Below are 26290 nucleotides of genomic sequence, written 5' to 3' on the forward strand. Positions count from 1 at the left end.
GGGGGTGGTGAGGCGGCGTACGACAGAACAGACGCCGGGCCTTCGGGCTTTCGGGCTTTCGGGCTTTCGGGCTTTCGGGCTTTCGGGCTTTCGGGGCAGGGTGGTGAGCGGCGGGGCCGGGTGGAGGCGCCTGCGGCGGGCCGGGACCGGGGTCGCCGGTCGGGGGAAGCCCGGCGCGAGGAGGACCGTCGTCGCCCGGAGGCACGCGGGGTGCGGGTGCCCGGGCCGCGGCGCTAGCGGTTGCCGGGGGTGCGGCGCGGTGGGGCGGTGGTCTCCCGGAGGACGAGGCTGACGGGCATCTCCCGGTACGCGGGTTGGGGGGCGTCCGGGTCCTCCAGCTGCCGCAGCAGCAGTCGGGCCGCCTCCGCGCCCTGCTCCGCGACCGGCTGGGCGACCGTGGTCAGTCCTGCGACCTCGGCCAGTTCGTGGTCGTCGAAGCCGACCACCGACACGTCGTCCGGCGCCTTCAGCCGGTGCATGCGCAGCGCGCGCAGGGCGCCCATGGCCATCTCGTCGGACTGGGCGAACACGGCGGTCGGCGGACGCACCGCCGCGAGCAGTTCCGTCATGGCGCGCTCACCGCCCTTGACGGTGAAGTCGCCGTCCACCTCCAGCGCCGGATCGTGGTCGGCCCTGGCCTCGGCGAGCACGTCCAGGTAGGCGCGGCGGCGCTCGCCCGGCGTCGTCCACCGCTGCGGGCCGCTGGATCCGGAGATCATGCCGATCCTGCGGTGGCCGAGGTTCACCAGGTGCCGTACGGCGAGGGTGGCACCGGCCCGGTCGTCGATGCCGACGGCGGTGAAGCCCGGCCGGGGCCCGCCCACGGTGACGGCGAGCGGCACGCCCAGGGAGCGCAGCGCCGCCGCCTCCTCCTCGTCGGGGATGAGCAGGCACAGCACCGCGTCGACGCGTTTGCGGGCCGGCATGCGGGTGAAGAAGCGCTTCCTGGCCTCGGCGGAGCCGAGGTTGTACAGCAGCACGTCGTAGCCGGCGTCACTCAGCACCTGCTCGGCGCCGTCGAGGACCCTGCCGAAGAACCAGCGCCCCACGTAGGGGGCGACGACGCCGATGGTGGACGTGCGGCCACTGGCCAGAGCGGCCGCGGAGCGGGAGGCGGTGTAGCCGAGCGAGGCGGCGACGGCGGTGATCCGCGCCCGTACCTCCTCCGACACGCCGTCCCTGCCCCGCAGGGCGCGCGACACGGTGGACGCCGACACTCCGGCGGCACGTGCGACATCGGTGATGCTGACGGTCACGGCGGGTCCTCCCGGGCAGTTCTCCTCCGCCGTGCGTCACGGTGGTGTGAGCGGCGGGTGTCCAGACCGTAAACCCGACCTCCCGGTTGCGCAAGCGTTTGCGTTCATATTTACTTGGCGCGCTTTCAGGGCTGCGCTGAAGAGCCCGGCACACTACGCAATCGTTTGAGTTCCCGGCCGTAGGGCGCGGCTTCCCCGCTCGCACGCCCCGCCGGCGCCCCCCGACATCGCGACACCCGCAGGAGTGGTCCATGCGCTACGCCCCGCCCGGTCTCTGTGTGAACGACTTCGCGGTCCTCCGCGCCGGGGACGGCACGTACACCGTGCTGCACCTCCAGGGCCCGTGGACCGAGGACTTCGACCACCTGAGGATGGAGACCTCGTACGGCAGGGCCACCTCGGCGGATCTCGTGCGGTGGGAAGCTCAGGGACCGGCGTTCGGCACCGGCCTGCCGGGCCGCTTCGACCAGCGGGCCGTGTGGACCATGCACCCCTTCCGCCACGGCGACGGGATGGCGATGCTCTACACCGGAATGGGGGGCCTGACCCCCGGCGGCTGGCCGCTCCAGGCGGTGGGCCTGGCGTACTCGGACCGTCTCGACGGCACCGGGTGGCGGCGGCACGGCACGGGGCCGGTCGTCGAAGCGGACCCGCGCTGGTACCGCACCGGTGAACACATGGGCTGGCGCGACCCGTTCGTGGTGCGCAACGACGACGACACCGCCTGGGCCATGGTGGTCTGCGCAAGCGACGCCTCCCTGCCGGTGGACCGCGGCGGCTGCGTCGGGCTGGCGACCTCCACGGACCTGGAGCACTGGGAGGTGCACCCGCCGCTGATCTCACCGGGCGACGTCGACGAGCTGGAGTGCCCGGTGCTCGAACGGCTGGACGACGGGTCGTGGCTGCTGCTCGGCTCCATAGGCGCCACCCGCGGCTTCGAGGCGTGGACGGCGCCCCGGCTGGAGGGCCCGTGGCGGCGCCGCGGGCAGCTCGGCCCGTCCGGCGCGTACGCACCCCGGGTGGTCGCCGCCCCCGACGGCTCCCGCGTCGTCCTGCACACCACTCCGCGGAGGGTCGGCCTCACCGACGCCGGCGCCCCCTGCCGCGGCATGCTCGCGCAACCCAAGCTGCTCGTCACGCCCGCCGAAGCCCCGCCGTACCTGGCCTGGTGGCCGGGGCTCGACCGGTGGCTCGGGGCGACGCCCACCGGCACGGGAGAGCCCGGCGCGGAGGAAGCCGGCGGGGCGGAGCTCCTCCACGCCGTCGGCGACGTGGCGGTCGCGGGGCCGGTCGACGTCGTCCTGCGGCGGCATCCGACCGGCGCCGGTGCCGAGCCGGCGCTCACCGTGTCGTACGACGGCGCGGCGGAGCTGCGGATCAGCGGCCCGGGGGGCGCCGTGCTCGCCCGGACCTCCCTCGGCACGCCGGCCGGGTCACTGCGCGTCCTGACCGTCGGCGAGTACGTCGAGGTGTACGCGGACGGGGTGTTCGTGCTGACCGCGCTCAGCTACTCCGGCCGCCCGGTGGCGTGGACGGCCGCCGCGGAGGGCGGTGTGCACCGGGTGCCGGTGCGGCCGGTCCGGCTGCCGGACCCGGCGCGGGACGACGCGTCGGCCGTGTGGCCCGGTCCCGCCGTGCCGGTCGCGTAGCGGGCCGTGCCGGCCGCCGCTCCGGCGCGACGTTCCGCAGGCCCCGGCCGAGGCTCCACCGCAGGGCCCGCCGCGGTCGTGGGCACTCCCCCGTCACCCCCGGCCCCTCCGGGACGGGGGCCGCGGCGGGGGCGAGGACTCAGGGGCGCGTCGCCGCCTCCAGCATCGTGTGCCGGGACAGCCGTGCGTCCACGGACCACGGGCCCGCCCCCACGGCGAGCAGGAACGCGCTGCCGCACAGCAGCGCCAGGTCCGTGCGGGCCGCGTGGGCGAAGTCCCACCAGCCCGCCATGTCGGTGAACAGCGGGGCGCCGCCCCAGAGGATCGGCACCTTCGTGACGAGGAGGGCCCCCGTCATGTTGACGACCATGGGGGCCGCGGCGAGCCGGGTGAGCAGTCCGGCCAGCAGCAGTCCGCAGACGACCTCCAGCGTGCCGTCGACGTAGCCGAGGAAGCCCGGCACGGGGAGGCCGGCCCGGTCGAAGCGGCCCGCGCCCAGCTCTCCGGGGCGGACGAACTTCAGCAAGCCCTCGCAGACGAACACGGCGCCCGCGGACAACCGGACGAGGAGCACCGCGCCCGGCGCCTCCGTGTGCAGCAGGTGCGTGCGGCGGGACACGGCCGCCGAGGGCCTCGTCAGCGTCCAGGGAGCAGTCATGGCGGGGCACGTCCTTCACACTCGGCTCTGTCCTGCGTCCCCGCCATCCTGCGCGCCCGTGCCGGTCGGCAGAACGGCACATCGGGCCGTTCCCACCTACGGGGGACGCCGGGACCGTCTCCCCGCAGTGCTCCGTCCGGCACGGGACGCCGCGGTGCGGAGGGACCCCCGGCCCGCCCCGGCGGCCCACAGGCCCTGGGACGCGCCGGGGCCGCGGCGGCAGTCTGGACGCAGGAGGATTCCGCGAGGGCGGACCGCGGCCGGACCGGGCACCCGGACGGCAGCGGGGCCGGCCGGGACGCAAGCAGGAGGTGGACGCGATGCTCGCTGCACCGCGCACTGTGAGCGACGTGATGACGCACACGGCGATCGCCGTCGGGCGGCGCGCTTCGTACAAGGAGATCGTGGCGCTCATGGAGCAGTGGCAGGTCAGTGCCCTGCCCGTGCTGGAGGGCGAGGGGCGGGTGATCGGCGTCGTCTCCGAGGCCGACCTGCTGCCGAAGGAGGAGTTCCGGGACGACGCCGGGTCCCTCGCCGGTGGTGGGTCCCTCACGGACGCTGCCAAGGCCGAGGCGGTGTACGCCGAGGACCTGATGTCCGCCCCGGCGGTCACCGTGCACGCCGACGCGACCCTGGCCGAGGCGGCGCGGATCATGGCACGGCGGCAGGTGAAGCGACTGCCGGTGGTCGACGGCGTCGGACTCCTGGAAGGCGTGGTGAGCCGCAGCGACCTGCTGAAGGTGTTCCTGCGCCCCGACGAGGAGATCGCCGAGGAGATCCGCACGTCGGTGCTGCCCGAGGTGCCGGGGGCGGCGGGCACGGGCGTGACCGTGCAGGACGGCGTGGCCACGCTCTCCGGACCGCTGCACGACCGCGCGCTCGTGCCGCTGTTGGCGCGGGCGGTGCGCGCCGTGGAGGGAGTCGTGGACATCCGGCTCGACCTGGCAGGCGGCTGACGGCAGGGAGGCCGCCGGGTGGCCGCTCGACCACTCGGGCGGCCACGCGGCGGCCGGGCGTGGACGGGTGGGCCGGGACACGGCCGCGTGCACCACACCCCGCCTTCACCGCCACCGCCACGCGCCTTCACGACCTGAGCGCCGCGGCCTCCCGGCCGCGGCGTTGCGTACCGGGTGAGGCACCGGGCCGGCGGCGGCTCAGCCGGGACGGTGGACGAAGTGGTGGACGTGGGCGTCCGGGCCGGGGAAGAAGAGCGTCACCCGTCCCGTGTCGGACCATCTGACCTCGAACGGGGGTGTGCCGTCGGCATGGCGTACGGCGACCACCTCGCCGTCGCGGCGGGGCACCCCCAGGACCGGGCCGTCCACGACGATCCGGTCCCCGGGCGCCGCGTGCATGGCTCCGCCGTGTTCCCGTTCGTGTGCGTGCGCGTTCATCGGCGTCTCCACTCGTGGGTGTCTCGTGGGTGTCCCGGGCCGCCTCGTGGGCATCAGCCCGCCGGCTCCGGCACGGTCACGACCGGGCACTCGGCCCGCTGGAGCAGTCCGTGGACGACCGAGCCGAGCCGCATGCCGGTGTAGCCGCCGTGCCCGCGCCGCCCGACGACGACCGCCAACGCGTCATGGGAGGCGAGCGCCAGCTCCTCGACCGGGTGGCCCCGCAGGACGTGACCGGTGAACGGCACCCCCGGGTACTTCTCCGGCCAGCCCGCGACGGCCGAGGCCAGCAGGCGGTGCCGCTCCCCGGCCGCCGCCGCCTCGTCGCCCGCGGGCCCTCCCACGAGGGCGCCCAGGTTCTCCGGCAGCAGGTCGCCCAGCGGCACGCGCGGGTGCGGCCACACCCAGACGGCCCGCACGGACGCGCCGAGCAGCTGCGCCTCCTCCAGGGCGAACGCCAGCGCGGCCCTGGACGGCTCACTCCCGTCGATACCGACGACCAGGTGGGCGGGGCCCCGCGGCGTGCGCGGCTCGTCGGCCACCACGGCGACGGGGCAGGAGGCCCGCGCGCTCACCGGCACCGTCACGGAACTGGAGCTGAACAGCTCCGCCGAGCGGCCGAGCCTCCGCGACCCCAGGACGATCACCAGTGCCCGGTGCGAGCAGCCGCACAGGACGGCCGCGGGTCCTCCGTCGAGGAGTTCCGTGGTGACGGGGAGCCCGCCGTGGGCGGCGGCCACCCAGGCGGACTCGTCGGCGAGCACCTCCGCGCCTTCCGTGCGCAGCGCCGCCCGGTGCGCCGAGTCCGCCACCCGGTGCCGGCGGCTGCCGTGCGGCAGGTCGTGCAGCACCGGCACGGTGAGGACCAGGTGCAGCGGGACGCCCCGGCGGGCGGCCTCGTCGGCCGCCCAGCCCACCGCGGGCCTGGACCCGCCGCGCGGGTCCACTCCGACGACGATCACGGGTGCTTCCCTGCGCTCGTGCTCATGGGGTCCTCGCGGTGCCGTCATCGTTGCTCACTCCTCCCCCTCCCGTGGCGTGGCGCCGGCCGTGCCGCCCACCGCCTCACCCGGTGTCCCCTCCTCCGTGTCGGCGGAGGCGCGGGGCACGATCGCGACGGGGCAGTGGGCGTGGTGCAGTACCGCGTGCGTGACGTGTCCGAGGGACCGGCCGATCCCGAAGGGCGGCCGGTGCGCCCCCAGGACCAGCAGGCCGGCGTGGTGGGAGGCTTCGACGAGGAGTCCGGGGACGGAGCGCGATCCCTCCACCTCGGTGGTCACGGTCAGGCCGGGGAACTCGGCGCGGAGCGTCTCGGCGAGGCGTCCGGTCTCGCGGACCCGGTCCCTGGCGACTCCGTCGATGTCGTCGAGGAGGACGGCCGCCGTTCCGACGTGGGCGAGGGGCGCCCAGACCGTGAGCAGCCGCAGTTCCGCCTTGCGTGCCTCGGCTTCGCGGGCCGCGTAGCGGGCCCACGGGAGGTCGTCCGAGCCGCGCACGGCGGCGACGACGGCGCCGTCGCCCGGCCGTTCGTCGCCGCCGCGCACGACGATGACGGGCACCTTGGCGCGTGCGGCGACACCGAGTCCGACGGAGCCGAGCAGCAGGGCGCCGAACCCGCCGAGGCCCCGGCTGCCGACGACGATGGTGCCGTCCGCGCCCGCCGCCTCCCGCAGGGCCGTGACGGCCTCGCGGGAGCTGTACTCCTTGGTGACGGCCAGGTCCGGGAAGCGTTCCTCGACCAGTTCGGCGGTCTCGGCGAGGAGGTCGCGGCCGGCTTCCCGCGCCTTCTCGATGGTCTCGACGGACGCGTAGAGGGCGCGGTTGTCGGTACCCGACGCGTGAACGAGATGCAGGGGCCGGCGGCGCCGGTCGGCCTCGGCCGCTGCCCACAGGGCTGCGGAGCGGGCCTGCACGGAGCCGTCGACGCCCGCGACGACGGGCCCGAGGTCGCCGGCACCGACGGCCGGTGCGGCCGGTCCCTGGGTGGTGTCGTGGTTCATGGCTCCTCCTGAGGGGCTGGGGCCGGTCGTCCGGCCGCGCGGTGTCCGCGCTGTGCCACCACGCTCGCACCGCGGGCGGCGGGCCGGCAGGGGCCCGCGGGGCAGCGTCACGGGCCGAACGTCCCTGCCGGGTGCCGGGTACCCGTTCCATGCTGGAGAGTGCCTGCCCTTCGCGGGGCGGGGCCGGAAGGACGGTGCCGACCATGTCCGACGTGACCACCACCGACCTGTATGAGGTGACGATGGCCCTCTCGTACGTCCGGGAGGGCATGGACCGGCCCGCCACCTTCAGCCTCTTCGTGCGGGGGCTGCCTCCCGGGCGCGGGTTCCTCGTCAGCGCGGGCCTCGAACCGGCCCTCGACTACCTGTCCGGTTTCCGGGTGACGCGGGCGGACGTGCGGCGCTTCGCGGCCGCCCTGGACCGGGGCCCGGAGGCGCTGGAACCACTGCTGGGACTGGCCTTCGAGGGCGAGGTGCGGGGGGTGCCCGAAGGGCGGGTGGTGCACGCCGGGGAACCGCTGTTGGAGGTGACGGCGCCGCTGCCGCAGGCCCAGCTGGTCGAGACGTACCTGCTGTCGCTGGTGAGCCACCAGACGGCCGTCGCGTCGAAGGCCGCCCGCTGTGTGCTGGCGGCGGGCGGGCATCCGGTGGTCGACTTCTCGTTGCGCCGCACGCACGGGCCGCAGGCCGGCTTCCAGGCGGCCAGGACAGCAGGGCTGGTCGGCTTCGCCGGCACGAGCAACGTCGCCGCGGCGACCCGCCTCGGGCTTCCCGCGTCGGGCACGATGGCCCACTCGTACGTCGAGGCGTTCCCCGACGAGGAGGCGGCGTTCCGCGCCTTCGCCCGCGCCCACCCGGGCCCCGTGACGTTCCTGGTCGACACGTACGACACCGAGCGCGGGGTGGCGGTGGCGGCGCGGGTGCTGCGCGACCTGCACCGCGGCGCGGGCTGCGGCGTCCGGCTGGACAGCGGCGACCTGGACGCGCTGTCGCGGCGGACCCGGGAACTGCTGGACGCGGCGGGCCTGCCGGAGGTGCGGATCGTCGTCAGCGGCGGCCTCGACGAGTACGGGGTCGACGCGCTGGTGCGGGCGGGCGCGCCGGTCGACGTGTACGCCGTGGGCACCAAGGTCGGGACGTCGGCGGACGCCCCGTACCTCGATTCGGCGTACAAGCTCGTCGAGTACGACGGCCGGCCGGTGATGAAGCTGTCGTCGGCGAAGGTGACGGCACCGGGCCGCAAGCAGGTGTTCCGCACGCCGGGCGGGCCCGACGTGCTGGCGCTGCGGGACGAGCCGCGGCCCGACGGCGCGGAGCCGCTGCTGCGCACGGTGATGCGCGGCGGGCGGCGGCTCGGCCCGCCGGGCGACCTGGCGTCCGCGCACGCCCGGTTCGTGAGGGACGTGACGGCGCTGCCGGCGGCCGCCCGGCGGGTGCGCGACCCGGAGCCGCCGGTGCCGCAGGTGTCGCCCCGCCTGGCCGCGCTCACGGAGGGGGTGCGGGAGCGGCTGGTGGAGCAGGCGAAGGCGGCGGGCGGGAGCCGATGACACCGGACGCGGTACCGGCGGGGGCGGTACCGCGTACGCCGGTACCGGCGGCGGTCGGCGGGCCCCTGCCCTCGGTCGGCCCCGCTGAGGCACCGCGGGCCCCCGCGCCGGGTGGAGGCACCCGCCTGACCCGCCGCCGCGGACCTTCCGGGCAGGCCGGGCCCGCAGGTGAGCGGGGCTCACGGAGGCCGTGTCACCGCGCCGCCCGGCTCCGCAGACCGCGTGGGCACGACCTGGCGCGGGCGGGCCCGGCGTGGCGGATCACGGCGGGGAAGGGACGTTCGGACCGCCGACGGACCGGTCGGGCCCTCCCGCCGCGCCAGGGGGGCGGCGAGGCTGGAGGCAGGGAGGCCCGACATGACCGACGCACGGAGCACGACCACGCACGGCCCGCACGCCGTCATGGCGGGGCTGGACGGCTCCCCGGAGAGCGCGGCGGCGGCCGCCTGGGCCGCCGACGAGGCGGCGCTGAGGAACGCGCCGCTCCACCTCGTCCACGCCCTGGAGGAACGCCCCGCGCCGGGCGCAACCGAGCACGCGCAGCGGCTGCTGCGGGTCGCGGTGGCGCGGGCGCAGCGGGCCCACCCGGGTCTCACCGTCGCCACGGGGACGCCGACGGGCCGCAGCACCGCCGCGGCGCTGGCCTCCGGGACGGGACCGGACGGCCCGGCGGGGCTGCTGGTGCTGGGGTCCCGCGGACGGGGCGCGCTGGCAGGCTTCCTCGCGGGCTCGGTGGGCCTCGCGGTGGCCGGGGCGGCTCGCTGCCCCGTCGTACTGGTACGGCGGCGGGGTGGCAGTCACCCGCAGCCGGATACCGCGGCGGCCGCCGGACCCGGCGGTGCCGCGGAGCAGGGCGGCACCGGGGCGCCGGGACGCACCCCGGCCGCGGCCGGGGACGTCGTCGTCGGCGTGGACGTCTTCGAGCCCTGCGGCGACCTGCTCGCCTTCGCGTTCGAGGAGGCCGCGGTGCGGGGCTGCGCCCTGCACGCGCTGCACTGCTGGTCGCTGCCCGCCGCGTACGGCTACGCGGCGGCGGTCGACCCGGACATCCGCACGCAGGTGGCCCGCCAGGTCTCCGGCAGCCTCACCGACCTGCTGCTGCCGTGGCGCCGGAAGCACCCGTCCGTACCGGTGGTGGCGCGCACGGTCCCCGGGCCGGCCGCGGCCGAGCTGGTGCGGGCCGCCGAAGGCGCCGCCATGCTGGTCGTGGGCCGCCGTGCGGCCCTGCTGCCGTTCGGACCGCGTCTGGGCCATGTGGCCCACGCGGTGATCCATCACGCGGCCCTGCCGGTCGCCGTGGTTCCCCACGGCGAGTAGGCGGGCCGCCCGGCCCTGGAGGAGAAGGCCGCCATGCAGGTGCGCTCCCTCGACACCGACACCGTGACGTCCCTCGTCGCGGACGCCACGACGGCGCCGTCCATGCACAACGCGCAGCCGTGGCTGTTCCGGTACGCGCGCGGCACGGGTGTGCTGCGGATGCGGATGGACCCGGCGCGCGCCATGCCGCACGCGGACCCGGACCACCGTGCCCTGCACGTCGGCTGCGGCGCCGCGCTGTTCAACCTGCGGGTGGCGGCGGCCCGCGCCGGATGGGAGCCGGGCATCACCCTGCTGCCCGATCCGGCGGACCCCGAAGTGCTCGCGGACGTGGTATTCGGCAAGCCCGTCGCGGCGGACGACCGGCTCGCCGACCTGTACCCGGCACTCGCCAGGCGGCGTACGAACCGGTTCCCGTTCACCGAGGAGGCCGTTCCGCAGGCGGTGCGCGACGAACTGAGCGGTGCCGCTCTGGCGGAGGGCGCGCGGCTGGTGTTCCTCGACGCCTGGCAGACGGAGGCGGTGCTGGAGCTGGTGCGGGACGCGGAGGCCGAGGAGGCCTCGGACGCGGGGAAGCGGGCCGAGGTGGCCCGCTGGACGTGGCGTGCGGAGTCCGCCGACGACCCGGGCCGGGCCGAAGGCATCCCGAGCTACGCGCTGGGCCCGCGCCGGCACGGGGGACGGGCTCCGGTCCGGGACTTCGCGGCGTCGGAGCGGCCCGCGGGGCGGGGCACGGCGGTGTTCGAGCAGATGCCGTGCCTGGCCGTGCTGGGCACCCGGCAGGACCGTCCCGTGGACTGGCTGCACGCCGGGCAGGCCGTGGAGCGGGTGCTGCTCCAGGCCACGTTGGACGGCCTCGCCACATCGCTGAACTCGCACGCCCTGGAGTGGCCGGAGCTGCGGTGGGCGGTGCGCGACCCGCGGTCGGCGATGGGACACGCCCAGATGCTCATCCGGTTCGGGTACGGCCCGGAGGTTCCCGCGACCCCCCGGCGGCCCGTCGAGGAGGTCCTGCGCGTCGACGAGGCGGGCTGAAGCCGGGGCCCCGGCACGTGGCGGTCGCGTACGCGCGGGGCCGGCCCCGCCGGAGGCGTGCGGCGCCGGCGGCGTACCGCCGGCCCTGCCGGTGCGCCGCGGGTGGGCGAACGTCGGACGGCGGCATTCCGAGCGACACGGGGGCGGCTCCGCAACGCCGTGGCGGCGGCGCTGGCGGGCGTCGACACGGCCGGCGACCGCGGGCCGGTGAGGACCGGGGCCGACCGGGCCGCCGCCCTGCCCACCGCCGGCCCTCCGCCCTGGCGTGGTCCTGGGCCGTCGGAACCAGGGCCGGCGCCCGATGGCACCCGGCCGGGTGATCCCTATGATCACTGCCAGCCACGCCCACGGGTCCGGCCCCCGGCTCCCCGTGGGTCTCTTCTGACGACGAGGTGGGACCCATGCCGGCCGACGCCACGGCTCACATCCGCATCGCACGGCCCTCGCGCGACCTCGGCGCGGCGGAACGCTTCTGGGTCTCGGGGCTCGGCCTCGACGTCCTGTACCGGCACGCCGCGGACGGTACCCCCGGGGACAGTTCGCTCCTGATGGCCGGCTGGCACCTGGAACTCGTCCACGATCCCGCCGCTCCCCTGGAGCCGCAGCCGACGGCGGAGGACCTGCTGGTCGTCTACCTCGGCGAACCGGTGCCCTCATCCCTCGTGGGACGACTGGAGCGGCACGGTGGGAAGCGGGTGCCCGCTCACAACCCGTACTGGGACACCTGGGGCGTGACCGTCCAGGACCCCGACGGCTATCTGCTGGTGCTGTCCACGCGTGACTGGTCCCACGCGTAGGCACCCGCGAACGCGCTGCCGCACGGCCACGCCGGGCCCCCGCCGCGGGGGCCGGATCCGCGGGGCGGGCAGGACACCGGCAGGCGAGGCGACCGGCAGAGCGTGGTCAGGCGCCGTGGGGGGCGGCGCCGCCGTGCCGGTGACCCGGCGGCGGTACCTCGTCCCCGCCCGGCTCGTGGGTGTGGTGCACGTGGATGCGGCGGCCCGTCACGCGGCGGGGCGCGACGGCCACCCACAGGTCGCGTTCGCCGCCCGCCCACGGGGTGGTGAAGGCCGCCTCCTCCAGGACGCGGACCTCGTCGACGCCCGCGACCTCGCGTGCGGGCCCGACGAGCAGCACGCTCCAGCCCTGGCTGAACAGGTCGTCGATGTGGTCCACCTCGAACGCGATGTCGCCCGCGCCGGTGCGTGCCGCCCGTGAGGGCGCCGACCCCGGCTGGGTGCGGAACGCCACCTCCCGGCCGCTGACGAGGTAGTTGACGGGGAGGATGGCGGGGCCTTCGTGCGACGTGACGGCGACCCGGCCGACGCCGTGGGTGCCGAGCAGCTGCCACGCCTCGTCGGCGCCGAGCTCGACGAGCTCCGGGTGGTACGCGGCACGGCCGGTGCCCGGGGTGAGCTCCTCGCCGCCGCCGGTGAGGGCGACGACGGTGGTCTCCAGCGCGTCCGCGAGGCGCAACAGGAACCCCATGCCGGGGGTGGCGGTCTGCTCCTCCAGGTACTGGATGTACCCGGGGGCGGAGCCGGCCCGCAGGGCGACCTCCTCCCGGGACAGCCCGAGCTGCTCGCGGCGGGCGGCGACGCGGCGCCCGATGTCCCCCTTCAGGTGCTCAGGTCCTGGCATGGCATCACGGTATCCGCGCGACCCGCCGCCCGCATGCGCGGCGCGGCAGGGGCGTCCGCGGGGCCGGCCCCGCCCCGGCACGGGGGCCTCTCCTGCTCGCGCCCCGGCTCGGGCCGGCCGGGGCACGGCGGGTCACGGTGCCGTACGGCGCCCGGGCGGGGTGCGGGCCCCCGGAGGGGCGGTCAGCTCGCACCGTACGTCCACGACGCCCTCCACCGCGCGGGTGCGGCGCTCGGCCACCGGGATGAGGGCGGCGTCGCGCACCGCCCCGGTGAGGGTGACCGTGCCCCGGTCGACGTGCACGCCGATGCCCCGGTGCGAGACGACGAAGAGCCGCTCCACGACGTCCCGCCGCACCTCCGCGGCGATGTCCCGGTCCGGCCGCAGGAACCCCTTCAGCAGGTCCGCCCGGCTGACGATGCCGCACAGCACCCCGTCGCCGTCCACCACCGGCAGCCGCTTCACGCCGCGTCCGGCCATCAGCCGGGCGGCGTGCGGCAGGGTGGCCCCGGCTGTCACGGTGACGGCGGGGCTGGACATCAGCTCCGCGGCGGTCACCGCGCCCGCCTTCGCGTAGTCGGTGAGCCGCAGCCGCTGGTCGACCAGCGAGGGATCGGTGTCGCGGAGCTCCTCCTTGGGCAGCAGGTCCGCCTCCGACACCACGCCGACGACGCGGCCCTCGCCCTCCACGACCGGTACGGCCGTGACGTGCCGTGTCCGCAGCGCGGTCACGATCTCCTTGTACGTCGCGTCGGGACCGACGGCGACGACCGGTGACGTCATGACGTCACCGACGGTACGGGGAGCGGTGCGCCGATCCATGGGTGCGCCCTTCGCCGAAGTGCTCAGTACGCTCGTAAGAACCGTCGCACTGTCGGGGGTACGTCCGGTAGGGCCGGTCGGACCGACGCCGGTGTCCCGGGCGGCCCCTGCGGGCCCGTGGCCCGGTGACCGAGGCTGGGGCCGACGTGCGCGGGGTCCGTCAGGAGGTTCCCATGAGCAGAACCGCAGCACCGAGGATCAACAGCGTGCCCGCCCCGCACCGGGAGCGGCTCATGACACTGGCCCGGGAGGTCGCCTTCGAGCCGGGCGACCGGCTGTTCGACGAGCAGCAGCCCGCGGACCGCTTCTGGGTCGTGAAGACGGGGGCGGTCACGCTCGACGCGCGGGTGCCGGGTCGGCGTCCCGCCGAGGTCCAGATGCTGGGCCACGGCGACCTGGTGGGCCTGTCCTGGCTGTTCCCCCCGTACGAGTGGGAGCTCGGTGCCGGGGCCATGAGCCTGGTGCGGGCCTGGGAGTTCGACGCGGTGGCGGTGCGCACCCTGTGCGCGGCGGAGCCGGCGTTCGGGTACGCGTTGACGCTGTGGGTGGGGCAGGTGCTCTCCCACCGGCTGCAGGCGACCCGGGTCAGGCTCCTCGACCTGTACGCACCGCACGCGACCAGCGCGGTGTGATCCGGGCGGCCCCCGCCCCACCCCGGGCGCGGGGCCGCGGGCCGCGCCCCGCGCCGGGGCGGGCGACGGGCGGTCGGCGGCGGAAAGGGCCACCCGCTTCTCGCGGATCCCGATGGCGCGGTGCACGGCCGTCAGTCGCTTGTCCCCGCCTCTCGTCAGCCCTTTCCGCCGCTGCCGGGAAACCACCGCCCGGGGGCGCGCCGCCAGGGCCGAACGGTCCCCGGGCGGCCGGTGGCACCGCGCCGCTGCGGCGCGCGGGGCCGGCCGGGGGGCATCCTCGAAGGCGGCGGGGATTCGTGGAGCGAGCACCGAGAAGGGACGGCGTCCAGCGATGAGGCACCGCAGCGTGGCCGATCTGATGACCCCCGAGGCCGTCGCCGTGCAGCCCGGCACTTCGTTCAAGGAGATCGCCCGGCTGCTCGACGAGTACGGCATCACGGCGGTCCCCGTCGTGGACGACGAGGAGCAGCCGGTCGGCGTGGTGTCGGAGGCGGACCTGCTGCGCCGCCACACCGGGGCCGACGACGGGGCGCGCACCGCGCAGGGGCTCATGTCCAGCCCGGCGATCGTGGCCCGGCCGGAGTGGAGCGCGGTGGAGGCGGCGCGCGTGATGGAGAGGCACCGGATCAAGCGCCTGCCGGTGGTGGACGCGGCGGGGCGGCTCATCGGCGTGCTCAGCCGCAGTGACCTGCTACAGCTGTTCCTGCGGCGTGACCGGGCGATCCAGGAGGAGATCCTGGAGGACGTGGTGACACGGACCCTGGGGCTGCCGCCGTCGGCCGTGACCGTCGACGTGCACGACGGCGCGGTCACGCTCAGCGGCACGCTGGAGCGGCGGAGCCTGGTGCCGATCGTGGAGCGGCTGTGCGAGAGCGTCGACGGGGTGGTGGCGGTGGACACCCGTCTCGCGTACGAGTGGGACGACACGGAGCCGGTGACGGCCTGACGTCCGGCACCGCGCCGGCGGCCCCCGCCCGGCACACGCGTCTGTCCGGTGTGTCCGTCCGGTGCCTGCACGGCCGGTGTGCGGGGCCCTCCGGCACCGGTGCCGGACTTCGGCGGCCGCTCGTCGGGCGGCGCCGGACGCCCGTGTGCGTGACCGGCTGTCGGCGGCCCTCGGCGGAGGGGAGGGCGACCGCCGCGAAGGCCGCGGCGTCGGGAGGCCGTCCTGGGTCCTGCGCTGCCCCGGGAGGGCCGCGCCCGCCCGGCGCCGTACCCGCGCGCCGGCGGCAGGGGCGTACCGGGAGGAAGCCGCACGGTGGCCCCGCGGTGCCGCCCGCTGCCCGCCGTCCGGTGCCGGAACGCCGGGGCGGGCGGGCAGCGGTGTGGCGGGCCGCCTGCGGTGGAGCGCGGCGGCCGGGGCGGGCGTACCCGGGTGGGGGCCTCGCCGTCGGTCCCGTGGGGTCAGCGGCCCGGGGTGGACCAGCCGTACGGCGCCTCCTCCTCGCGTTCACCGGCCAGGCCGGCGCCCTGCTCGCCGATGTCCTTGTAGGCGAGGCGCATCAGCTGCCGCGCGAGATCGCTCATGGCGCGGCTCGCCGCGAGCTCGTCGCCGATCAGCGGGACGTCGGTGTCGTCCGGGTTGCACCGTGCCGTGCCGTGGCCGGTGAGCCTGGACGAGCCCGTGTCGAGGACGGCACGGGCCTCGGTGGTGCCCTCGTCCTCCAGCAGGTCCATGTCGATCTTCCACTCCAGCGTCCGGGTCATGGTGTGCCTCCTCGACGCGTCGGACGGCGGCGGACTGCGAGACGTCCGCTCCTCTCTACAGGATCCCCCCGCGCCCCCGCCTCGACGACCCGGGCGGCCGGCGGGGCGGGGCGCGTCGCCCGGGTCTTCCCTGCGCCGGGCGGGGGGTACGGAACGGCCCCCGGTTTACCGGCGGGTGGCCGGGGAAACGGGGCCTACCGGCCCTTCGCCCGCGGCCCCGGGGGAGGGCAGGCTGGGAGCGCCCCCACCGCAGAGGGGGCACGGGTCGCGTACCCGTACGACGAACCTCACGGAGGAAGCGCCATGGCGAACGAGGCCCCGACGAACCGCGCGATCGCGGTGGGCGTGGACGGCTCACCGGAGAGCCTTGCCGCCGCCGACTGGGCGGCCAGGGAGGCCGCGCACCGGGGGATGCCGCTGCACCTCGTGCACGCCTGGCTGTGGCAGCCCCTGGACGTGCCGCTGGCACAGGACCGCGAGGCGGAGGCGCAGCGGGCGCAGGCGGTGCTGGACGAGGCGGTGGCGGCGGTCAGGTCCGCGCACCCCGGGGCGGCCGTGACGGCCGAGGTGGTGCAGGACACGCCGGTGCCGGCGCTGCTCGCGGCGGCGAAGGACGCGGAGATGCTGGTGCTCGGCACGCGCGGGCACGGTGCCCTCGTCGGGTTCCTGCTCGGCTCCTACGGCCAGCAGGTGATCGCGGCCGCGGAGCGGCCGGTGGTGTCGGTGCGGGCCGCGGCGCAGGACCGGCGGCCCGCCTCGGTGCTGGACGCCGCGGAGGTCGTGGTGGGCCAGCAGGGCGGCCCGCAGGAGAGCGCGGCGGTGCTGGGCTTCGCCTTCCAGGAGGCCGCGGCCCGTGGTGTCGGCGTCCGGGCGGTGCGGGCCTGGAGCCTGCCGCCGCTGTACGCGTACAGCCCGGGATCGCTGCGCCTGGCGGACGAGGCGGGCGGCCTGGAGCCGTACGAGCGCAAGGCGCTGGCGGAGGCGCTGGCCCCGTGGCGGGAGCGGTACCCGGACGTGCCGGTCACCGAGCACGTGGAGATCGGCGGCGGCGGCCAGGTGTTGCTGTCGGCGGCCGAGGGCGCGGGGCTCCTCGTGGTGGGCCGCCGGGTGCGGCACGCGCCGGTGGGGCCGCGCATCGGGTCGGTGGCGCACGCGGCGCTGCACCACGCGCGGTGCCCGGTCGCGGTCGTCCCGCACGACTGAGCCCGGTGCCAGGCGCCCCGGGGACCGCGCGGCGGTTCCCGGGGCGCCTGGCACCGTCACGGGGGCGGCACCGCCTGCCGGGCCGTCGGCCCGTCGCCGGCCGGTGCGGCCCGGCGCCCGCGCGGCGCGGTCGGTCGCTCCCGGGCGGACGCCGGAACCCGCCGCCCGCCCGGGCGTGCCGGCGGCGAGCCGCACGCGAGGGGCGTGCACGGAGTGCCGGGCACACGGACGGAGGGGGTGGTGGCCGCGGCCACCACCCCCTCCGCGGGTCCTTCTTCAGTGTCTGCGGGCTCCCGTGTCCTGCTGGGAACGGCCGCCGAGGGCCTGGGTGGCGATGACGGCGGCCTGCACGCGGCGCTCCACGCCGAGCTTGGCCAGCAGCCGGGAGATGTTGTTCTTCACGGTCTTCTCCGCGAGGTAGAGCCGCTTGCCGATCTCACGGTTGGTGAGCCCCTCCCCCACCAGGGCGAGGATCTCCCGTTCGCGGTCGGTGAGCCCGGTCAGGCCGTCCGGCTGCGCCTCCTCGCGGCCACCGCGCAGCCGGGCCATCACGCGGGCCGTGGCCCCCGGGTCCAGCATGGACTGGCCGGATGCGACCGTGCGGACCGCGTTGACGAGGTCGGTGCCGCTGATCTGCTTCAGGACGTAGCCGGACGCGCCCGCCATGATCGCGTCGAGCAGCGCCTCCTCGTCGTCGAACGAGGTGAGCATCAGGCAGGCCAGCTCCGGCATGCGGGAGCGCAGTTCGCGGCAGACGCTGACACCGTCGCCGTCGGGCAGCCGCACGTCCAGGACGGCCACCTGGGGGCGCAGGGCGGGCACGCGCACGAGGGCCTGCTCAGCGGTGGCGGCCTCGCCGACGACAGTCAGGTCTGGTTCGGCGTCCAGCAGGTCGTGCACGCCGCGGCGCACCACCTCGTGGTCGTCGAGGAGGAACACCCTGACGGGCTCCTGGCCCTGTGCCGCGGCGCCGTGGCTGTCCGTCATCACACTCTCACTTCATGGGTCCCGGGGTGCCGCGGTGCACGGCACGCCTCGATCCTGCCCCGGGTGGGGCCGTCCTGCCAGGGCCGGATGGCCCTCTTGGCCGGTTCGGGCCCGGAAGCGGTCCGCAAGGGGTCCGTTCGGCCCTGGCCCGGGCGGCGGTCGCGCGGGGAGGCTGGGATGTCCGGTCGAGTAGAGGGTGTTTGCAGATGAACCACGAGGCCGTACGGCAGCCGGCGGTGGACCGCCGCGACGCCGTGGCACCGCGCCGCATGAGACAACTGAGCCGCGACGAGGCGCTGCGGCTTCTGGGGTCGGTGTCGCTGGGCCGGATCGTCTTCACCCAGCAGGCGCTGCCGGCGATCCGTCCGGTGAACCACCTGGTGGACGGCGAGGACGTCGTCGTCCGGTTCCACGACGGTGCGACGCTGGCGTCGATCGCGGCGCCGGCGGGGTCGCCGGGGATCGTCGTCGCGTACGAGGCGGACGTCATCGACCCGGACACGCACCTGGGGTGGAGCGTGGTCGTCACAGGCTACGCGGGGCTGGTCGTCGACCCCGCGGAGCGCAGCCGGTACGAGGCGCTGCTGCGTCCGTGGGTGGCGCCACAGGGCACGATGAGCCACGCGTTGCGCATCCGGCCCGACCTGGTGACGGGCTTTCAGCTGATGGTCGCGGACGCGCACGCCGGCGACGGCGCCGCGGCGCGGACGCGCACGGCGGGCTGAGACGTCCGCTCCCCCGCCCCTTGCCGCCGCGCGCGGCGGACGGGGTAGGTCGTCCGCCCGCCCCCGTGGACGTGCGGTCGGCCGGGTGCTTCCGCCCCCTGACGGCGGGGCGCGGCGCGCTGAGCGCTCCGGCGCCCACCCGTTTCGGCACGGCGGGCCGAAGACGTCCGCTCGGTGCCCGGGGCGTGCGGCCGGCCGGGGGCTTCCGCGGCCTTCCGGTCCGGGGCGTGCGGCGGCCGGGTCCTGCCGTGGCCCCGGCCCCGGCCGGCCCGTTCACGCGTCCTGGTTGAGGGGCGCGGCCCAGGTGATCCTGCTGCCGCCTTCGGCGGGGCCGGTGATCTCCATGGTGCCGCCGACGCTGCGGGCCCGTTCCCCGAGGTTGACGAGTCCGCTGCGGCGGCCCTCCTCGGGGATTCCCCGGCCGTTGTCCGTGACGGTGAGGACCACCTCGACGGGGGTGGCCTGGAGGTTCACCTCCAGGCGGGTGGCGTGGGCGTGCCGTGCGGCGTTGCTGAGGAGCTCGGTCAGTGCGGCCACCAGGTGGTCGGCGACCTGCGGGGGCACGTCCGTGTCGAGGAGGCCCTCCATGCTGAGCCGGGGCGGGAAGCCGAGGGTCGTCGCCGCCTCGCCGACTGCGCGGGCGACGCGGGCGCGGAGGCTCGGCCCGGTCTCCTCCTCCCGGGCACGCAGGCCGAAGATGGTCGACCGGATGATCTTGATGGTCTCGTCGAGGTCCCCGACGGCCCGGGCGACGCGTTCGGCCGCGCCGGGGTTCTCGACCAGACGGGCCGCGCTCTGCAGGGTCATGCCGGTGGCGAAGAGCCGCTGGATCGCGAGGTCGTGCAGGTCCCTGGCGATGCGGTCGCGGTCCTCCAGCAGCGCCAGGTGCTCGGCGTCGCGGCGCCGCTCGGCCAGCTCCAGGGCGACGGCGGCCTGCCCCGCGAAGGCGATGAGGGGGCCGAGCTCGCCTTCCGTGAAGCCCGGTTCGGTGTCGGCGCGGGCGAGCAGCAGCACGCCCCGCACGTTCTCGGCGCCGGTGCCGAGCGGGACGGCCACGGCGGGGCCGAGACCGTCGAAGCGGCGGGGGCCGGCGTTGTACCGGTCGTCCTTGGGGAGGTCGGGGGTGACGGCGGGGGTGCCCGCGGTGTAGGCGGCGCCGGACAGGGTGCCCTCGACGGGGACGACGAGGCCGCTGCGGGCGTCCTCCTCGCTGCCCCTGGCCAGTTCGACGACCAGGTCGGTGGTGCCCGGGACGGGTACGGACACGTCGGCGAGCACGGCGCCGGTGATCTCCTGGGCGCGTCGGGCGATCAGTTCGAGGACGTCGAGGCGGGCGCTGCCGGAGAGGAGGCTGCGGGTGATCTCGGCGTTGGCCTCCAGCCAGCGGCGCTGCCGCTGGGAGCTCTCGTAGAGGCGGGCGTTGTCGATGGCGACGCCGGCGGCGACGGACAGGGTGGTGATGATGCCCTCGTCCTCGGCGTCGAACTCCTGCCCGCCGTGCTTGTCGGTGAGGTAGAGGTTGCCGAAGACCTCGTCACGGACGCGGATGGGCACGCCGAGGAAGGTCTTCATCGGCGGGTGGTTCGCGGGGAAGCCGTACGAGTGGGGGTGGGCGTGGATGTCGGAGGTGCGCAGCGGCTCCGGCCGGCGGATGATCTCGCCGAGCAGGCCGTGTCCGGAGGGCAGCGGGCCGATGCGGGCGACTTCGTCGTCGGTGAGGCCGACGGTGAGGAACCGCGACAGGGTGCGCCCGTCGGGTCCGATGACGCCGAGGGCGGCGTAGCGGGCGTCGACGAGGAGCGCGGCGGCTTCGACGATGCGCCTGAGGACCTGGGTGAGGTCGAGTTCGCGGCCGACGGAGACGACGGCCTCCAGCAGGCTGTGGACCCGGTCGCGGGTGCCGCGGGCGGCGTTGATGCGGGCCTGGAGCTCCTCCAGCAGTTCGTCCAGCCGCATCTGCGGCATCCGCGACAGGGCCTCGTCGGCTCCCACGGGCCGCCTCCTTCTTCCGTGCTCACCCGGTTGGCTCACCTCCGTCAGGGTATCGGCCCGCCGTCGCCGCGCGGGGCGGGCCGCGGAAGACCGCGGCAGGGCCGGTCGGTCCCGGCCGCGGGGCCTGCGGACCTGCCGCGGGGACACCGCGACGGGGAGGCTGGTGGGGGCGGTGGCACACGCCTCGGGGGCCGGGCGGTGGCACGCTGGTCGTGGAGGCACCGCCGCCGATCCTCCCGTACGAGGAAGCGAGGACGCACTGCCATGGTCCGCTATGTGTACGACTTCTCCGAAGGCGGCCGGGACAGGGCCGACCTGCTGGGCGGCAAGGGCGCCAACCTCGCCGAGATGGTGCGGATGGGCCTGCCGGTGCCGCCCGGCTTCACGGTGACGACGGAGGCGTGCCGGGTGTACCTGGCGACCGGCGCCCCGCCGCCGGAGCTGGACGGTGAGATCGCCGCGCACCTGGAGCGCCTGGAGCAGGCCGCGGGGCGGCGGCTGGGGCAGGTCGACGACCCGCTGCTGCTGTCGGTGCGGTCGGGGGCGCGGTTCTCGATGCCGGGGATGATGGAGACGATCCTCGACATCGGGCTGAACGACCTGTCGGTGCTCGGGCTGGCGAAGACGCCGGAGCGGGAACGGTTCGCCTGGGACTCCTACCGCCGCCTCGTGCAGATGTTCGGCACGACGGTGATGGGCGTGGACGGCGCGCTGTTCGAGGAGGTGCTGTCGCGGATCGAGCACCAGCACCACGTGGCGGACGACGCGCACCTCGACGCCTGCGACCTGATCAGGACGGTGGAGACGTTCAAGGACATCGTCAGGGAGCAGACCGGGGAGGACTTCCCGCAGGACCCGCACGAGCAGCTGCGGCGCGCGGTGCTGGCGGTGTTCGGCTCGTGGAACGCCGAGCGGGCCCGCGTCTACCGCCGCCGGGAGCACATCCCCGACGACCTGGGGACGGCGGTGAACATCCAGACCATGGTGTTCGGCAACCGCGGCGCCGACTCCGGGAGCGGCGTGGCCTTCACCCGGGACCCGGCGACGGGCCGCCCCGGCGTGTACGGGGACTACCTCGCGGACGCGCAGGGCGAGGACGTGGTGTCCGGCACGCGCGACGCGGTGCCCCTGGAGGAGCTGCGGCGCCTCGACCCGGCGTCGTACGAGGAGCTGTGCGGGCACATGCGGCGGCTGGAGGAGCACTACCGCGACCTGTGCGACATCGAGTTCACCATCGAGCAGGGCCGGCTGTGGATGCTCCAGACCCGCGTCGGCAAGCGCACCGCGCAGGCGGCGTTCGGGATCGCGGGGCAGCTCGTCGACGAGGGGCGCATCAGCCTGGACGAGGCGCTGTCGCGGGTGAGCGGTGAGGGGCTGGCGCGGCTGATGTTCCCTCGTTTCGACACGTCGGGCGCCGGGGAGCCGGTGGCCCGCGGGGTGGCGGCCTCGCCGGGGGCGGCCGTCGGGGCGGCGGTGTTCACGTCGGCGGAGGCGGTGCGGCGGGCGGCGGCGGGCGAGCGGGTCGTGCTGGTGCGGCCGGAGACCACGCCCGACGACCTGCCCGGCATGGTGGCGGCGCAGGCGGTGCTGACCAGCAGGGGCGGCAAGACGAGTCACGCGGCGGTGGTGGCCCGCGGCATGGGCAAGGTGTGCGTGTGCGGGGCCGAAGCGGTGTCGGTGGATGTGCCGGGGCGGCGCTGCACGGTGGGGGAGGTGACCGTCACGGAGGGGCAGGTGGTGTCCGTCGACGGCTCGGAGGGCCGGGTGTACCTGGGCGAGGTGCCGCTGGTCGACTCCGTGGTGATGCGGTACTTCGAGGAGGGCGGGCGGCCGGGCCCGGACGCCGAACAGGTGGTGCGGGACGTGCACCGGCTGATGGAGCGGGCGGACGGGCTGCGTCGCCTGGAGGTACGGGCGAACGCCGACACCCCGGAGGACGCGGCGCGGGCGCGGCGGTTCGGGGCGGCGGGGATCGGGCTGTGCCGCACGGAGCACATGTTCCTCGGTGAGCGCAGCCGCCTGGTGGAGGCGATGATCCTCGCGGCGGACGACGCGGAACGTGAGGCGGCGCTCGCCGCGCTGCTGCCGCTGCAGCGGGGTGACTTCGCGGGCATCCTGGAGGCGATGGACGGGCTGCCGGTGACGATCCGGCTGCTGGACCCGCCGCTGCACGAGTTCCTGCCGGACCGCACGGAGCTGGCGGTGCGGGTGGCGCGGGCGGAGGCGTCGGGGCGGGAGGCCGACCCGCGGGACGTGGCGCTGCTGGCGGCGGTCACGCGGATGCGGGAGCAGAACCCGATGCTGGGCCTGCGCGGGGTACGGCTGGGACTGGTCGTGCCGGGCCTGGTGGCGATGCAGGTGCGGGCGGTCGCCGAGGCGGTCGTGGAGCGCCTGCGGGCCGGCGGTGCGCCCCGCGCGCAGATCATGGTGCCGCTGGTGGGCGCCGTGACCGAACTGCACCTCGTACGGGAGGAGGTGGAGCGGGTGCTGGCGCAGGTGTCCGAGGAGACCGGGGTGCGCGTCGAGTGCCCGGTGGGCACGATGATCGAGCTGCCGCGGGCGGCGCTGACGGCGGGACGCATCGCGCGGGACGCGGACTTCTTCTCCTTCGGCACGAACGACCTGACGCAGACCACCTGGGGGTTCTCGCGGGACGACGTGGAGGCCGCGTTCTTCCCCGCGTACCTGGAGCGCGGCGTCTTCGACGTGTCACCGTTCGAGTCGCTGGACCGGGAGGGCGTGGGCCGGCTGGTCGAACTGGCCGTCGCCGAGGGCCGGGAGGCCCGCCCGGACCTGGAGGTCGGCGTGTGCGGAGAGCACGGCGGCGACCCGGAGTCGGTGCACTTCTTCCACTCCGCCGACCTGGACTACGTGTCGTGTTCCCCGTTCCGCGTCCCGGTGGCCAGGCTGGAGGCGGGCCGCGCGACCCTGCGGGGCCCGGCGGACGGCGACGCCACCCGCTGAGCGGGGGGCGCCGCCGGTCCGTGGCGGGACGGCCGCCCCGCTACGGCAGCGGGGTTCCTCCGGTGGCGTTGACGATCTCACCGGTGATGTAGCCGGCGCCGGACGACGCGAGGAACACGTACGCGGGCGCCATCTCGGCCGGCTGGGCGGCGCGCCCCAGCGAGGCCTGCTTCCCGAACTCGGCGGTCTCCGGCATGGTCGCGGGGATCAGCGGCGTCCACACCGGACCGGGTGCCACCGCGTTGACGCGGATGCCGCGCGGCGCCAGCATCTGCGCGAGGCCCTGCGTGAACGTCACGATGCCGCCCTTGGTCATGGCGTAGTCCAGCAGCGGCGGGCTCGGCTTGTACGCCTGCACGGACGTGGTGTTGATGATGCAGCCGCCCTTCGGGATGTGCGGCAGGGCGAACTTGCTGAGCCAGAACAGGGCGTACAGGTTCGTCCTGACGACCCGGTCGAACTGCTCGGTCGTGACGGCTTCGATGCCGTCCGGCTGCGCCATCTGGAAGGCGGCGTTGTTGACGAGGACGTCGATCCGGCCGAACGCGTCCACCGCCCGGTCCACGAGGTCCCGGCACGCCTGCTCCTCCCGGATGTCGCAGGGCACGGGCACGGCCCGGCGTCCGGCGTCCTCGACCAGGCGGGCCGTCTCGGCGGCCTCCCCCTCCTCCTCGGGCAGGTGCGTGAAGAGCACGTCGGCTCCCTCACGGGCGTAGGCCAGGCAGACGGCCCTGCCGATACCGGAGTCGCCGCCCGTGATGACGGCGGCGCGGTCGGCGAGCACCCCGTGCCCCCGGTACGACTCCTCACCGTGGTCGGGCCGCGGATCCATGGCCTCCGTCCAGCCGGGAGGGCGCTGGTGCTGCTCCGGATAGTCCGGTCGTGGATGGCGGGTGACCGGGTTCTCGGACTCACGGTCAGCGGTCATGGTGATCGGTACCTCCCTCGGCTCGGCGCGGCTGCTCCGCCCGTCCCGCGTTCCCCGCAGGCTCGCGCCGAATCCCCGGGGCGCAGCCCGTGCCGTGCGCCGACCGGCCCCCGCACCGACCGTCCCGGGGGCCCGCGCCGGGGGCCGGGGGCCTTCCGGGGCGGGGCCGGGGGCCCCTGCCGGGCGCGGGGCGGGCGGGACGATCGTCCTCGGGTACGGGACTTTCGGCCTTGGTTCGGCGAAAGGGGTGCTGCCACGGCTCACCCGGCTGCTAGACAGTGAGGGCCTGCGTTTCCGCGGTGAACCCATCCCGCCGCCCTGGCTTTTCGAGGAGTCCCATGCTGTCGGCCGAATCGGCTGCTCTCGTCCGCGCCACCCTGCCCGCCGTGGGCGGCGCGCTGGACGAGATCACCACCCGCTTCTACGCCTCCATGTTCGAGGCCCACCCCGAACTGCTGGACGGCATGTTCAACCGGGGCAACCAGGCCAGCGGGCAGCAGCGCAGGGCCCTCGCCGGCTCCGTCGCCGCGTTCGCCGGGGCCCTGCTGGCCGACCCGGAGGCCCGGCCGGACCGGCTGCTGTCCCGGATCGCGCACAAGCACGCCGCGGTCGGTGTCACCGACGACCAGTACACGATCGTCCACAAGTACCTGTTCGGCGCGATAGCCGAGGTGCTGGGCGAGGCCGTGACGCCGGAGGTCGCCGCCGCGTGGGACGAGGTGTACTGGCTGATGGCCGGCGCCCTCATCGCGCAGGAGGCGCGGCTCTACCTGGAGGCGCAGGTGCGGCCCGGCCACCCGTGGCGTGAGTGGACGGTCGTCGAACGGCGCGAGGAGACCGCCGACACGGTGTCGTTCCTGCTGCGCCCGGCCGACGGCGCGCCCGCCCCCGCCGCCCGCGCGGGCCAGTACGTGAGCGTGCGGGTGCGGATGCCCGACGGGGTGCACCAGCTGCGCCAGTACACCCTGTCGTCGGCGCCCGGCGAGGAGCTCCGGCGCATCACCGTCAAGCGGGTCGAGGGCGCGGGCGGTGCGCCGGACGGAGAGGTCTCGAACCTGCTGCACCGCAGCGTCGCCGCCGGGGACGTGCTGACGCTGTCGGCGCCGTTCGGGGACGTCGTGCTCGACACGGCGGAGCGCCCGCTGGTGCTGGTCTCGGCGGGTATCGGCTGCACGCCGATGGTGGCCATGCTGGAGCACCTCGCGGCCACCGGCTCCGGCCGCCCCGTGACCGTGCTGCACGCCGACCGCTCCCCCGCCGAGCACGCCCTGCGCGCCGACACGGCCCGGCTGGTGGCCGGACCGGCCGACGCCCGTGCCTTCTTCTGGTACGAGGAGGGCGCGGAGGCGGTTCCTGGGGCGCGCTCCGGCCGCATGGACCTCGCGGACCTGGACGGCGTCGATGTGCCGTCGGACGCGGACGTGTACCTGTGCGGTCCGCTGCCGTTCATGCGCGCCGTGCGCGGGCAGCTGCTGGCGGCCGGGGTCCCGGCGCGGTCGGTGCGGTACGAGGTGTTCGGCCCCGACCTGTGGCTCGCGGACGCCGCCTGACGGTACGTCGGCGTCTCCGGGCAGAGGGCACTTGACGGCACGTCAGGGCCCCTTTCCCTCCGCCCGCCCGGCTTCGCACCCCCGGCCGGCCGACACCGGGCGGGCGGGCCCCGGGCGGGCGTGAGTGGTCGGCGCGGGGACGCCGGAGCCCACGCCCGGGACACGCCGCCGCGGCCGCCGGGGCGGGCGGAGCCGGCAAGGGGCACTCCGTCACGGCGCGCCGGAGTGCGTCCCACCGGCGGCGGGCCGGACACCCGGCCAAGCACCGCAGCACCGCACCACG

23 protein-coding genes are annotated in these 26290 nt (G+C 76.1%); 12 read left to right on the forward strand and 11 right to left on the reverse strand.

Translation table 11 applies throughout. The features are described from left to right. Window positions 1-233: 233 nt before the first annotated feature. Window positions 234-1256, reverse strand: coding sequence for a LacI family DNA-binding transcriptional regulator (locus BJP40_RS26300; protein ID WP_071282932.1), 1023 nt, complete (start codon window positions 1254-1256; stop codon window positions 234-236). Between the two features lie 251 nt (window positions 1257-1507). Between BJP40_RS26300 and BJP40_RS26305 the strand changes: the two genes are divergently transcribed. Next, window positions 1508-2905 carry a mucin-1 gene (locus BJP40_RS26305; protein ID WP_071282933.1) on the forward strand — a complete coding sequence of 466 codons (1398 nt, stop codon included), beginning with the start codon at window positions 1508-1510 and terminating at the stop codon, window positions 2903-2905. Between the two features lie 139 nt (window positions 2906-3044). Here BJP40_RS26305 and BJP40_RS26310 read toward each other — a convergent pair whose 3' ends face one another. Continuing rightward, window positions 3045-3563: a DoxX family protein gene (locus tag BJP40_RS26310; protein WP_079171488.1), complete on the reverse strand. Its 519-nt coding sequence runs from the start codon at window positions 3561-3563 to the stop codon at window positions 3045-3047. A gap of 320 nt (window positions 3564-3883) precedes the next feature. Here BJP40_RS26310 and BJP40_RS26315 point away from each other — a divergent pair, with 320 nt between their 5' ends. Continuing rightward, window positions 3884-4519, forward strand: coding sequence for a CBS domain-containing protein (locus BJP40_RS26315; protein ID WP_071282934.1), 636 nt, complete (start codon window positions 3884-3886; stop codon window positions 4517-4519). Between the two features lie 198 nt (window positions 4520-4717). Here BJP40_RS26315 and BJP40_RS26320 read toward each other — a convergent pair whose 3' ends face one another. The 3 genes from BJP40_RS26320 to BJP40_RS26330 are packed head-to-tail and all read right to left on the reverse strand — an operon-like array spanning window position 4718 to window position 6957. Further along, window positions 4718-4957, reverse strand: a complete 240-nt coding sequence (locus BJP40_RS26320; protein ID WP_371258698.1) for a DUF1918 domain-containing protein — start codon at window positions 4955-4957, stop codon at window positions 4718-4720. Window positions 4958-5010: 53 nt separating this feature from the next. Beyond that, window positions 5011-5967, reverse strand: a complete 957-nt coding sequence (locus BJP40_RS26325) for a universal stress protein (RefSeq protein WP_071282935.1) — start codon at window positions 5965-5967, stop codon at window positions 5011-5013. A gap of 6 nt (window positions 5968-5973) precedes the next feature. Beyond that, entirely contained in the window at window positions 5974-6957 is a 984-nt protein-coding gene (locus tag BJP40_RS26330) for a universal stress protein (RefSeq protein ID WP_071282936.1), read from the reverse strand. A gap of 203 nt (window positions 6958-7160) precedes the next feature. On the opposite strand from BJP40_RS26330, the gene BJP40_RS26335 reads away from it, so the two are divergent. The 4 genes from BJP40_RS26335 (at window position 7161) to BJP40_RS26350 (ending at window position 11653) form a co-directional block, all read left to right on the forward strand. Continuing rightward, window positions 7161-8504 carry a nicotinate phosphoribosyltransferase gene (locus BJP40_RS26335; RefSeq protein ID WP_071282937.1) on the forward strand — a complete coding sequence of 448 codons (1344 nt, stop codon included), beginning with the start codon at window positions 7161-7163 and terminating at the stop codon, window positions 8502-8504. A gap of 357 nt (window positions 8505-8861) precedes the next feature. After that, on the forward strand, window positions 8862-9821 hold the full coding sequence (locus BJP40_RS26340; RefSeq protein WP_079171489.1) for a universal stress protein: 960 nt from the start codon (window positions 8862-8864) through the stop codon (window positions 9819-9821). Window positions 9822-9854: 33 nt separating this feature from the next. Next, window positions 9855-10856, forward strand: a complete 1002-nt coding sequence (locus tag BJP40_RS26345) for a nitroreductase (protein ID WP_071282938.1) — start codon at window positions 9855-9857, stop codon at window positions 10854-10856. A gap of 401 nt (window positions 10857-11257) precedes the next feature. Then, window positions 11258-11653, forward strand: coding sequence for a VOC family protein (locus BJP40_RS26350; RefSeq protein ID WP_071282939.1), 396 nt, complete (start codon window positions 11258-11260; stop codon window positions 11651-11653). A 106-nt stretch (window positions 11654-11759) separates the two neighbouring features. Here BJP40_RS26350 and BJP40_RS26355 read toward each other — a convergent pair whose 3' ends face one another. Further along, window positions 11760-12497: a pyridoxamine 5'-phosphate oxidase family protein gene (locus BJP40_RS26355; protein ID WP_079171490.1), complete on the reverse strand. Its 738-nt coding sequence runs from the start codon at window positions 12495-12497 to the stop codon at window positions 11760-11762. 132 nt (window positions 12498-12629) lie between these two features. Beyond that, a complete protein-coding gene (locus tag BJP40_RS26360) occupies window positions 12630-13280 on the reverse strand; it encodes a CBS domain-containing protein (protein ID WP_371258699.1) in 651 nt (216 codons plus the stop codon). A 212-nt stretch (window positions 13281-13492) separates the two neighbouring features. On the opposite strand from BJP40_RS26360, the gene BJP40_RS26365 reads away from it, so the two are divergent. Together BJP40_RS26365 and BJP40_RS26370 are read left to right on the forward strand one after the other, a co-directional pair. After that, entirely contained in the window at window positions 13493-13951 is a 459-nt protein-coding gene (locus BJP40_RS26365) for a cyclic nucleotide-binding domain-containing protein (protein ID WP_071264053.1), read from the forward strand. Window positions 13952-14282: 331 nt separating this feature from the next. Further along, entirely contained in the window at window positions 14283-14897 is a 615-nt protein-coding gene (locus BJP40_RS26370) for a CBS domain-containing protein (RefSeq protein ID WP_071282940.1), read from the forward strand. Window positions 14898-15355: 458 nt separating this feature from the next. Here BJP40_RS26370 and BJP40_RS26375 read toward each other — a convergent pair whose 3' ends face one another. Further along, window positions 15356-15658: a DUF1876 domain-containing protein gene (locus BJP40_RS26375; protein ID WP_071282941.1), complete on the reverse strand. Its 303-nt coding sequence runs from the start codon at window positions 15656-15658 to the stop codon at window positions 15356-15358. Window positions 15659-15961: 303 nt separating this feature from the next. Here BJP40_RS26375 and BJP40_RS26380 point away from each other — a divergent pair, with 303 nt between their 5' ends. Next, a complete protein-coding gene (locus BJP40_RS26380; protein ID WP_071282942.1) occupies window positions 15962-16861 on the forward strand; it encodes a universal stress protein in 900 nt (299 codons plus the stop codon). Between the two features lie 276 nt (window positions 16862-17137). Here the strand turns inward: BJP40_RS26380 and BJP40_RS26385 are convergent, their stop codons facing one another. Next, window positions 17138-17848: a response regulator transcription factor gene (locus tag BJP40_RS26385; protein WP_071269681.1), complete on the reverse strand. Its 711-nt coding sequence runs from the start codon at window positions 17846-17848 to the stop codon at window positions 17138-17140. A 206-nt stretch (window positions 17849-18054) separates the two neighbouring features. Between BJP40_RS26385 and BJP40_RS26390 the strand changes: the two genes are divergently transcribed. Beyond that, a complete protein-coding gene (locus tag BJP40_RS26390) occupies window positions 18055-18573 on the forward strand; it encodes a pyridoxamine 5'-phosphate oxidase family protein (RefSeq protein ID WP_071282943.1) in 519 nt (172 codons plus the stop codon). 273 nt (window positions 18574-18846) lie between these two features. Here BJP40_RS26390 and BJP40_RS26395 read toward each other — a convergent pair whose 3' ends face one another. Then, window positions 18847-20529, reverse strand: a complete 1683-nt coding sequence (locus BJP40_RS26395; protein ID WP_079171493.1) for a GAF domain-containing protein — start codon at window positions 20527-20529, stop codon at window positions 18847-18849. Window positions 20530-20829: 300 nt separating this feature from the next. Between BJP40_RS26395 and ppdK the strand changes: the two genes are divergently transcribed. Next, the gene (ppdK, locus tag BJP40_RS26400) at window positions 20830-23529 is read left to right on the forward strand and encodes a pyruvate, phosphate dikinase (protein ID WP_071282945.1); all 2700 of its coding nucleotides are present in this window, start codon (window positions 20830-20832) and stop codon (window positions 23527-23529) included. A gap of 40 nt (window positions 23530-23569) precedes the next feature. On the opposite strand, the gene BJP40_RS26405 is transcribed toward ppdK, so the two are convergent. Further along, window positions 23570-24457 carry an SDR family oxidoreductase gene (locus tag BJP40_RS26405; RefSeq protein ID WP_071282946.1) on the reverse strand — a complete coding sequence of 296 codons (888 nt, stop codon included), beginning with the start codon at window positions 24455-24457 and terminating at the stop codon, window positions 23570-23572. Window positions 24458-24795: 338 nt separating this feature from the next. Here BJP40_RS26405 and BJP40_RS26410 point away from each other — a divergent pair, with 338 nt between their 5' ends. Then, a complete protein-coding gene (locus BJP40_RS26410; protein WP_071282947.1) occupies window positions 24796-26007 on the forward strand; it encodes a globin domain-containing protein in 1212 nt (403 codons plus the stop codon). Window positions 26008-26290 lie beyond the last annotated feature (283 nt).

The sequence above is a fragment of the Streptomyces sp. CC53 genome, from assembly GCF_001865245.1.
Taxonomy (GTDB): Bacteria; Actinomycetota; Actinomycetes; order Streptomycetales; family Streptomycetaceae; genus Streptomyces.